7 protein-coding genes and 2 pseudogenes are annotated in these 10,752 nt (G+C 35.4%); 5 read left to right on the forward strand and 4 right to left on the reverse strand.

The features are described from left to right. Positions 1–271: 271 nt before the first annotated feature. Positions 272–3,535 (reverse strand): diguanylate cyclase domain-containing protein, encoded by a 3,264-nt coding sequence (locus tag ACX1N5_RS13475; RefSeq protein ID WP_458802792.1) that lies wholly within the window; start codon positions 3,533–3,535, stop codon positions 272–274. Between the two features lie 329 nt (positions 3,536–3,864). On the opposite strand from ACX1N5_RS13475, the gene ACX1N5_RS13480 reads away from it, so the two are divergent. The 3 genes and pseudogenes from ACX1N5_RS13480 (at position 3,865) to ACX1N5_RS13490 (ending at position 7,139) form a co-directional block, all read left to right on the forward strand. Continuing rightward, positions 3,865–6,444, forward strand: coding sequence for a bifunctional diguanylate cyclase/phosphodiesterase (locus ACX1N5_RS13480; protein ID WP_458802793.1), 2,580 nt, complete (start codon positions 3,865–3,867; stop codon positions 6,442–6,444). A gap of 88 nt (positions 6,445–6,532) precedes the next feature. After that, a pseudogene (locus tag ACX1N5_RS13485) lies at positions 6,533–6,634 on the forward strand (transcriptional regulator); the annotation flags it as partial. A 64-nt stretch (positions 6,635–6,698) separates the two neighbouring features. After that, positions 6,699–7,139 (forward strand): GNAT family N-acetyltransferase, encoded by a 441-nt coding sequence (locus ACX1N5_RS13490; protein WP_458802806.1) that lies wholly within the window; start codon positions 6,699–6,701, stop codon positions 7,137–7,139. Between the two features lie 87 nt (positions 7,140–7,226). Here ACX1N5_RS13490 and ACX1N5_RS13495 read toward each other — a convergent pair. From ACX1N5_RS13495 to ACX1N5_RS13505, 3 genes and pseudogenes are all read right to left on the reverse strand, one after another. After that, positions 7,227–7,371, reverse strand: a pseudogene (locus ACX1N5_RS13495) (ISNCY family transposase); the annotation flags it as partial. 197 nt (positions 7,372–7,568) lie between these two features. After that, positions 7,569–8,948, reverse strand: a complete 1,380-nt coding sequence (locus ACX1N5_RS13500; protein WP_458802795.1) for a heavy metal sensor histidine kinase — start codon at positions 8,946–8,948, stop codon at positions 7,569–7,571. After that, entirely contained in the window at positions 8,945–9,616 is a 672-nt protein-coding gene (locus tag ACX1N5_RS13505) for a heavy metal response regulator transcription factor (RefSeq protein WP_458802797.1), read from the reverse strand. Before ACX1N5_RS13505 ends, ACX1N5_RS13500 begins: the two co-directional genes overlap by 4 nt. A 118-nt stretch (positions 9,617–9,734) precedes the next feature. On the opposite strand from ACX1N5_RS13505, the gene ACX1N5_RS13510 reads away from it, so the two are divergent. Both ACX1N5_RS13510 and uraH read left to right on the forward strand, forming a co-directional pair. After that, on the forward strand, positions 9,735–10,214 hold the full coding sequence (locus ACX1N5_RS13510) for a GlcG/HbpS family heme-binding protein (RefSeq protein WP_458802799.1): 480 nt from the start codon (positions 9,735–9,737) through the stop codon (positions 10,212–10,214). 25 nt (positions 10,215–10,239) lie between these two features. Further along, the gene (gene uraH / locus ACX1N5_RS13515) at positions 10,240–10,638 is read left to right on the forward strand and encodes a hydroxyisourate hydrolase (protein WP_131382060.1); all 399 of its coding nucleotides are present in this window, start codon (positions 10,240–10,242) and stop codon (positions 10,636–10,638) included. Positions 10,639–10,752 lie beyond the last annotated feature (114 nt).

Raw genomic sequence — 10,752 nt, forward strand, 5'->3', positions numbered from 1 at the left:
TATTTTAAACGCCAGTAAAAAATACTATTTGCAAAAAGTAAAAGGTATTTAATATCAATTACATAATGCAATTAGATTAAAATCTAGTAAGTATTGCCATATTTCATCTGACTAAGAATAATTTAAGTGTTTCTTTGAAAGATGAAATTTCGATTTTGATAATAGTGGTTGAGGAGTGAATTTTATGTGAAACCATAGATAACTTTGACAACATTTCCAGAAATATCTAGATCAACCGAAGCGTATGATTTATCAAGTTAAAGAATGTATATTAAACATCCAAAGTATTCATCTTTGTTTTAGAAAAAAGGGAAAAGAATTTTTTATCAGCTCCCATTAGGCGCAAGTGCTCAACGATTACATCTGAAATCACATATTCAATTAAACCTCCCGATGAAATTTCACCGCGTTCGGCTTGTTCTTTGAGAAGCTGTGCTTGTTCTAATAAATGTACATGTTGCTCAACATGATGCTGCAAATCTTTATAGTCAAATTGCGCTAGAATAATTTCTTCATGTGCAAAATGATGAGCCACGTCATCTAATAACTGATCAAGTGCATCCATAGCTTCTGTTTGACACTTATCAGGCTGTGCAGATAATTGCAGAAGGTGGCTCGCTTTTTTGAGTATTTTTTGATGTTCTGCATCAATATCCGACTGACCGCACATGAACTCCTCATGCCACATTAATTCAACAATATTAGGGATAATTTCCTTCGCTGGATTCTTAAATAGTTCAATTTTATTACGACCGCCTTTTTTGGCATAGTACATTGCTTCATCACCAAATCGTAACAAATCTCGTGAGTTATCAGCATCTTCAGGGTACATGACTATACCAATACTCGATGAAATGTTTAATATGATGCCCGTCTTCATGACAAAAGGTTGCTCAAGTTCAAGACGAATTTTTTCTGCAATATTTAAAGCATGTTCTGCAATTTTTGCATCTGGAAGTAAAACAACAAATTCATCTCCACCTACTCGGGCCACGGTATCTGTTTTCCTGAGTACAGACAGCATACGCTGCGCAACTTGTTTTAATAGCCAGTCACCAGCCGCATGGCCATACTGATCATTTACTGGTTTAAACTTATCAAGGTCAATAAAGAGCATCGCCATTCTAGAATGTAATCTTTGACAGGAGCTAATGAGCTGCTGCAAACGATCTTCAAGCATTCGTCGATTAGGTAAATTCGTCAGACGATCATAGAAAGCCATATTCCTGATAATAGCTTCTGTAGCTTTACGTTCAGAAATATCTCTTGAACCGCCGATAATCTGAATCGGCTCGCCTTTATCATTCAATATCATATTGAATGCAGTTTCTACAGGAATAGCATGTCCATCCTTATGCAATACTTCGAGCTCTATTGAACCAATTCTGGCGTTTTTATCACCATCTGCGAGGCGTTTTAAATGTGCTTTTAAAGCCTCTTGCATAGCTGCAAGCATATTTGGAGTAAATGTTCGATATATTGAATGCTCCATGACTTCTTCAGCTTCCCACCCCCGTAAATACTTGACTGATGGGCTGACATAACTAAACCGCAGGCTAGGCAGCTCTAGTACCCAAATCACATCGGTACTGTTATGAGCAATTAATTGATACAAATGCTGTGTTTCTAACAGGGCTTCAGTTAATCGTGACCGCTCGATCACCAGCTGAGCTAACTGCGCATAATCTTCTAATAATGAAATCTGGGCTGCCGTTGGTACAGCTACATGTCGCAAATAAATTGCAAAAGTTCCTAAAACTTTTCCTGCAGAATTTTTAATGGGTTGAGACCAGCATGCTCGTAATCCGTTCATCAAGGCATCCTCACGAAAGGCTGCCCAATAGGGATGGGTTGAAATATCATCAACAATGACAGGCTCTCCGCGATATGCGGCTGTTCCACACGATCCTATTCCTTCACCAATAGGAACTCTGGAAATTTTCTCTACCCAATCTCTAGGCAAACTAGGAGCGGCACCATGAATAAGATATTTATTATTTTTATCGACAAGTAATACGGAACTGTAGGTTCCTAAATGACAATCTTCAATACTGGTCATCATTTCATCAAGAATAACTTTCATCGGTAGGTTTTCACCTAGCTTCTTCAAAATCAGATTATTGAGCCACAAATAATGATTTCTGTGAGATAGCTCAAGTTCAGTATGTTTACGCTCTGTTATATCTCGACTTACGGCCAACATGCTGAAAACTGATTCATTTTTATTATTTAATTTCACTGGCGTTGCATGGCATTCTAACCAACGCTTAGTTTTCTTCGCACCTAAAATTGAAAATTCGAGTACCCCAGATTGTCCTTTATAAACTTTTTGGCTTAATATTTTAAAATCTTCCTTAAAATTATCTTCAATAAAATTAAGAACTCCTACATTTCTAATTTGAGCAATATCCTCAACCTCAAAACAGCTTAGACCTGCAGGATTGATTTCTTCAAGATGATTATCATGATCAATGATCATGACACATTCTGGTTCCGCTTCAAGAATGGACTGTAAAAACAGGTTTTTTTGTTTCACTATCGCATTGGCTTGGTGAATATCAGTCACATCAATAAATACAATCATGATGACTTTTTCATTTTTATACTGATCAATAATAGCCATATCAACCAGCACATCTCGCTGAAAGCCATCTTTACATTGAATCGTTCTTTCTAATTTAGAAAGGGCCTTTTGACCATATAAAAACAAGGGCAGGTTGAGCTTCCAAAAGTCTCTCACTGCTCTTTTATACTGAATATCCATGTAAGCATTTTCAAACCAGGCTTCTAAACCTGGTATATCTTCAGCAGAATAACCAAAGACTTTAGTGAATGCTGGATTTAGATATACAATTTTTTCCTGACTATTAACCAGCATCTTGGGCACAGGTGAAGCATCAATAATCTTTTTTTCACGCGCTTCTAGTCGAGCCAAATCTGCCATATTGCTTTGGAGCTGCTGTTTTAGTTCATCATTAATTTTATTTAGCTCAAGCTGGTTATTCTGTTCAGATAACTTATCCAAACCATGAGTCATCAAGGTTGAAATTAATTTCACATAAAGTTCAGTGATTGACTGACTTCTTTGCAAAGAGATTATTGGCAACTTTTGAATAGATTCAATATAGTCCTCAGGATTAAAATCGAGTTCTAACGCTTGTGAGTGAAAGAATTCTAAATGAGGCGGTTTTGTAAAAAATTGGCCAGTAACGATATTAGCCACATGCTCACCATGTAAAAAAATTGGCGCGGCTGTTTTCACTAATCCATTTGCACAATGATAAACCGTATATTTTTCATTTTTAGTCATCTGCTGTACGAGCACGTCGTCATTTTCCACACAACAAGTACACGTTTTTATACTTTTACGATGAAATTTGACACAGATATCTTGCCAACCAGCCTGAACAACAACATTTCCTGCCATATCAACGACAGCATTCGCAACGCCAATCGCTTGATAAAAGCTATCCATTAAATCCTGAATTTTACCCTTTCCAACAAATTCAATCACTTCATTGAATGACACATGCATATTCTGGTTTCTCTTATGTCTGGTTAATCTTCATTCATGAAGTAAATCGACGTTGAATTAGTACGTGTTAACAAATTACCATCACCAACAATAACAAACATCAGGAATTTGGTCTAATTGATTAGCATAACATCCTATGTAAAACAGACAATTAGGTGACTAAATTTATTGTGATCGACCCTATCTAGATAGTTCGACTTTTTAGTCATGATTAAGCTACAATTAATAAGTTGCTAAAGGTCATTTTTTATATTGATACTTTAATTAGCTGTGACTCTTCATATAAGAAAAAATGATATATTTTTTTAAAATAAGTTTAGGGAAGTTATATGATAAGTAAAGTTCATGAGCATGATACTCAGTATATTTTTGATTTGATTGGTTTGCATACCGAACTAAAAACGATCTTGCATGCTATTACCAAGTGGCTTGAAAATCGCATTACCAATGCGATCGTTTCTATTATATTGTTTTCAGAAACAGAGCAGAACCTCCACATTATTAATGGCGGTACGTACTTCACGACACAAGATAAAGAAATTCTAGACCATTTTAAAATCAGTCCAGATGTTTCCATTTACGAAAATTTCAATTTTACTCACCTTACTTCGATTATTAATGAAAATTTTAAGTCAGATCCAAACTGGATTTCATCCCAGAATTTACTGAAAGAAAAAAATATGACTGCCTGCTGGTCAACCCCTGTTATTAATGCTCAGGGAGTTTTATATGGCACTTTTGAAACTTATTATTATCCATCTAAAAAACCAACTGATGAAAGCATACGATTACTCCATCGCGCAGCAGCATTAATTACTTTAGCGCTTGATTTGCAGAATGAACGTCAACGACGCTTGGCGATAAATGACAAGCATGATTCATTTTTCAAGCATCATCCTGATGGATGTTTTGAGTTGGATTTCAAAGGTAATTTCGTTAGTGTAAATCTTGCCTCATTGCAACTCTCTGGTTTCCCTGAAGAAAAAATTCGAGGAATACATTACAGTCACTGGATACATCCTGAATATCAATCAACTGCAAAGTCCGCTTTTGATCAGGCCCTCCAAGGAAAGACACAGCATTTTGAACTACAGACCTACCAAAATGCGTATGGCAAAACTTACTGGCTCAATCTGACCTGTTTACCCATTATGCAAGATAAACAGATCACGGGGATATTCTGTATTGCTCAGGATATTACAACTCGGCATATCACAGAGAATAATTTGCGCTTGCTAAAGCGAGGTGTATCAGCGAGTCCAAACGGTATGATTATGACCGATGCTGATGGTGATATGCCGATTGTCTATATAAATCCTGCATTTCTGAACATAACGGGCTATACAGAAGCAGAAGTTCTTGGCAAAAATTGCCGGTTTTTACAGGGTGCAGATTCAGATCCATCGACTATTCGTAAAATTAGGCATGCACTTAGAGAAAAACATGAAATAGAAGTGACATTAAAAAACTATCGTAAAGATGGGAGCAGTTTTTGGAATAAATTAACATTAGCTCCAGTTTTGGATGAATTAGGCAATTGCACTCATTTTGTTGGAATCCAACAAGATGTTACAAAACAGCGGATACAGGAAGAACATATTGCCCATTTGCATACGCATGACACTCTGACAAATCTACCCAATCGCCAATACTTTGAAACACAACTACAGAGATCGTTTGAGCATGTAAAAAGTACTCAACACCCTTTATTTATTCTCTACATTGACCTTGATGATTTTAGGCTTTTAAACGATAGCTTAGGTTACTTCATAGGTGATCAATTAATTAAAGCCGTGTCTATCCGAATGCAAAGCCTCATGCAAGAGAAAGATCTCTTGGCGCGTTTTGCGGGTGATGAGTTTATCGTTATGCTGACACAATTTAATGAAAAGCAGGATGTCATTCAATTTGTAGAAAACACTCTCTCCTTATTATCAAAGCCATTTTATATTGCAAAAGAGAAAATTTATATTACTGCCAGTATTGGCATTATAGATAATACAGCCAATACACAACATCCAAACGATCTATTGCATCATTCTGAATTGGCAATGAACGAAGCAAAAAGACGAGGGCGAAATACATGGCATTGGTATGAAACGGATAAGAAAAATTTAAATCAAATTAATTATCTTAGTTTACGCAATGACTTGATAGATGCTTTGAAAGAAAAGCAATTTAAAATCTATTATCAACCTCTCATTGATCCGTTAACAGGACAAGTTAAAGCCGTTGAAGCTTTAATCCGTTGGGAACATCCACAAAAGGGGCTCATGTCACCAGACACCTTCATCCCATTTGCAGAAAGAACGGGGCAAATTGTGGCAATTGGTCAATGGATACTTCAGCAGGCCTGTTTGGATATTGCGGACTGGAACATACGAAATAATACTGCCTTACATGTTGCAGTGAACATCTCTCCCTTACAATTTCGTCGTAGTGGTTTTCTGCAAGAACTGCAACAAGTCTTAGCAGTCAGCAACTTACCAGCAAACTTACTCAAAATTGAAGTCATTGAAAGTATGTTAATCGCAGAAGCTGATAGGTCTATAGAAATTTTGCAAACTATTCGTTCTTTGGGAATTCAAGTTGCAATCGATGATTTTGGTACTGGTTATTCTAGTTTAAGTTATTTAAGACGCCTGCCTACCAACCAAATAAAGCTAGATCGAAGTTTTATTAAACATATTCCTCATAACAGTCAGGATGCCGCTATTGTTCAAGCGATTATCACGCTTGCACATCAACTTGGACTAGAGGTTGTTGCGGAAGGAGTAGAAACAGCTGATCAAGCTATATTTTTGACTAAAAATGGTTGTGACATGCTACAAGGGTATTATTATGCTCATCCAAGTCCTCTTGAAAATTTAAAAACAAGCTATTCTCCATGTGTAATGCTGCTCTCTTAACCCGAATTCGATGAAATTCGGTCAAGATTTCAAACAGGGTTTTTAAAATAAACCATGAGCCTGTGCGAATTAGAAAAAGAAAAATTTCATGGATAACGACTTATTTGATGATTTGGTTGCTTCGATTAAAGAAGCAGGGGCGATCAGGCGCAAAGAGATCAAGGTAAGATGCAAGAAAGACCTTAAACTCATGGTGCTCTTTTTTCGTATAAGTTGTATTATGCTAATTTAAATAAAATTAAAGAGATAGGATGATGCAAGTAAGAAAACTTTTAAAACAAGACTATAAGAACTGGCTAAGCCTTTGGAAAGGATATCAGAACTTTTATAAGGTAAATTTAACATCAGAGCTTTCTCAACTAACTTTTAATCGTCTTCTGGATGAAGGCGAAGAGATGGGATGTTTTGTACTTGAGGCAGATAAAGAGTTAATTGGCCTAGTACATTATATTTTTCATCGTAGTACTTGGACAGAAGGTAATTACTGTTATCTTCAAGACCTATTTGTAAAAACAGATAATCGTGCCAAAGGCTGCGGGAAAATTTTGATAGAAGCAGTATATGCTGAAGCTCATAAGAAAAATTGTTCTCGAGTCTATTGGTTAACTCAAGAAACCAACTACCAAGCAAGAATGTTATATGATCAGGTAGCAGTCAATGCTGGTTTTATTCAATATCGAAAAAATATAGCTTAGTAAAATCCAGAAAATTCGGTTTTTAACATTTTCTGTTATTTCTTAATAGACATGTCCTGTACTGACATTTCCAATGTCAAGCACAGGATTCAACTCTGTCGGTTCAAGCAGGTAAATACATTTATGATAAATGATGGTCAGAGTCTTGATAAATTTACGTGGTTCTTGCCAAGTGAAAATTATCATCTAGCTCAAGATTAGATTCCGTTAATAGTCGATGTAAATTCTTTGATTAAACAATCTTAAAGTGCTCTATTAGCATGTTCTACACGACTTTGACCTGCATATCAATGTAACTCATTTTTATTGGTAATAAATATAAATGCTTTCAATAGTTTCTAAGAGGTTCATTTAGGATAAGTTGTATTCTATTCGTTTTAGGAAAATTTAATGAAAGCTATCGCTAAATTGGATTTTTGAACAATCTATTTATGCTTGCGATTTAAGCTTTAAGTTAAATACAATTCCTTGGCTGTTGTTATATGCATTCGCTTCTCCATGATGTAACGTCATGATAGATCTAACAATTGATAACCCCAAGCCACCAGTTTTTGCTTTGAAATTTCGACTACGATCAATCTGATAAAAACGTTCAAATATATGATTCAAATGTTGTTTATCAATAAAAATATTTTTCGTTAATATTTCGATATTGACATACGCTGCTGTAGATTTTGTTGAAATTACAATGTCTTGATTTTCAAGTCCATAATCAATAGCATTGATGATCAAATTAGATAGAGCTCGTTTTAATAAATCCGCATTACCATATATTTGAACTCCTTTTTCCAAGTGCAAAACAAATTTCATTTGTCTATCTTCAGCTAAAAATTCAAAGTAATGAACCAACTCTAAAATAAGGTTGGATAAATCAATATTTCCCTTCTCAATAATATAATCACTATGCTCAGAACGAGCGATAAATAACATATTGTCTATCATGTTACTGAGTCGTTCATATTCCTCAAGGTGTGAATATAAAAGCTGTTCTAGTTCTTGTTGTGAGCGAGGCTGTGTGAGCATAATTTGTGTTTGACCCATTAAATTATTTAACGGGGTTCTGAGTTCATGTGCAATATCTTCAGAAAATCGCGCCAATTGATCATAATTAACTTGAATTTTTTCTAACATAGAATTCATTGCTGAACTGAGTTTCTCAACCTCAATATTCGTATTTTTAGCTTCGATTCGCTGGTATGGCTGCGTACCATTAATGCTATGTGTCTGCTCAATCAAATGGTTTAAGGATTTGAGTAAATATAAACCTACCCAACGCCCAAGCAGGCTTGCTATGACAATCCCGAATAAACTATAGAGCGTCAATTTCCATAAATATTGATCTAAAGTGGATTGAGCTTCATCCAGTTGTGTACCAGCAATCAGTTGATAATCTTGATGGTTAAAAAGTACAGTTTTATAGGCCAAACGGGTTGTGGCAAATTCAGATTGATTATTCAGAAAGGTAATCGTTTTTGATTTGGCCATAGCGGGAATATGGACTTTCAGTGGATTAATCTCAATTAAGGTATGTTGCTTGTTTCTTAAGATCAAAAGATTATCTTCTTTTCCCAGCATATTTTCATACAGACGAGGGTGTTGAATTAAAATCTGAAAACTTTCTTGATCTTGTAAAAAAATTTCGATGCGCTCAACACGTGCTGTTAAATTCTGATCCCGTTGTTTCGCTAGCAAGTTCTGCATGTTGTGATAAGAAAGCAAGCCAATACCTAAAAATACAGTGCAGCAAATGATACTGAATGCGATACTTAAACGTGTTGTTAAACTCAGATGTCTTAGCTGGTTTTTCATTTATTTATGCTTAAACGATATCCCATACCACGAACAGTATGAATTAATTTGGGCTGAAAATGGTCATCAATTTTGGCACGTAAGCGACGAATAGCGACATCTACAACATTGGTGTCTGTATCAAAGTTAATATTCCACACTTCTGAGGCAATTTGAGAACGGGTTAATACTTCACCTTGATGTTGCATGAGTAAATGTAAAAGTGAAAACTCTTTAGAACTTAAATCAATTTTTTGTTGGTTTCGATAAACAGTACGTTCGAGCCGATATAAAATCAAATCTTCAACTTGATAATATTCAGACTCAGTTTTTACACTGCGTCTCAACAGGCTTTTGACCCGTGCCAATAACTCTATATAAGAGAAGGGCTTAATTAAATAATCATCTGCACCTAGTTCTAGGCCTTTAACCCGATCCAAGACATGATCTTTTGCAGTCAGCATAAGTACTGGAATTTTAGAAAATGTCCTTAAGGTCTTTAATACTTGCCAACCATCAATTTCAGGTAACATGACATCTAGAATCACTAGATCAAAGTTTTTCTTTTCGAGCAAACTGAGCGCTGCCAATCCATCATGAGTAATGCTGGATAAATAACCAGATTCATTTAAACCTTTTGCTAGAAATTGAGCAATTTTGGTTTCATCTTCAACAATAAGTATATGCATCTGAATAATAATATATGGGTTGTTCTGTTACTACATTACAAATTCGTAATCTAATTGTCATGCAGTAGCGACTTCATTTTATATAAGCTAAGCTCTCTCTTAATTTAGCTTCATAGAAATGATGAAAAAACTTCTATTTATTCCAGCAATTCTATTTAGTTCAATCACATATTCTGCTCCTAAAACCAGTTATGTCATGGATTTAAATATTGCGAATCAACTTGCGATAAATGTCATGCGAGCTTGTAGCGATATTGCAAAACCTGCATCTGTGGTCATTCTTGACCAAAGTGGCAACGTAATGGTGAGCCAACGCCATGAAACAGTAGGCATTCATAATTTAATCGCAGCGCAAAGAAAAGCTTTTACAGCTTATTCGAGCAAAATGACGACATTACAGTTTATGCGTAATGCACAGAATAATTTAGATTCACAGAATTTAACCAGGTTACCTGAACTATTACTTTTAGGTGGAGGCGTACCCGTAGTTTATAAAAACCAGCTATTAGGTGCGGTTGGTGTCGCGGGTGCAGGTGGGTCAATTCAAGATGATAAATGTGCACAACAGGGTATAGAAACTACACTTAAACAAATTTAAATCAATTTAATTCAGGATAAGTTCTATGAACAAGTTATTTTTATTCGCTGGCAGTTTATCTATTTCAAGTTGGGTAATGGCACAAAATCCTTTAAGTGTACATGTACTTAACTTGGAAAATGGATTACCTTCGTCCGATGTAACAGTTACTTTAGAAGAGCAAAAAAATGGAAAATGGATAAAGATTTCAGAAGCTAAAACCAATGAGCAAGGCCGTGTAACTGCATTATTTCCAGAAAATAAAACTTTAGATAATGCGATATATAAAGTAACGTTTAAAACAGGGGATTGGTTTAAGAAAAATAAGCAAAATACTTTCTTTCCAGAAGTTCCCGTAATTTTTCAGGCTGATGGTTCGGTAAAACACTATCATATTCCTTTACTCCTTAGTCCTTATGGATATTCAACTTATCGAGGGAACTAAGCTGAGTAAAATAGAAATCACTTAAGTTATTGGATTTTGGTTTAAGAAAGAAAAATATGAAGTTATTGTTAGGTGTATCGGATTTAACATAATGTTGATTATACGAAATTCATT

The sequence above is a fragment of the Acinetobacter sp. ANC 4636 genome, assembly GCF_054454555.1.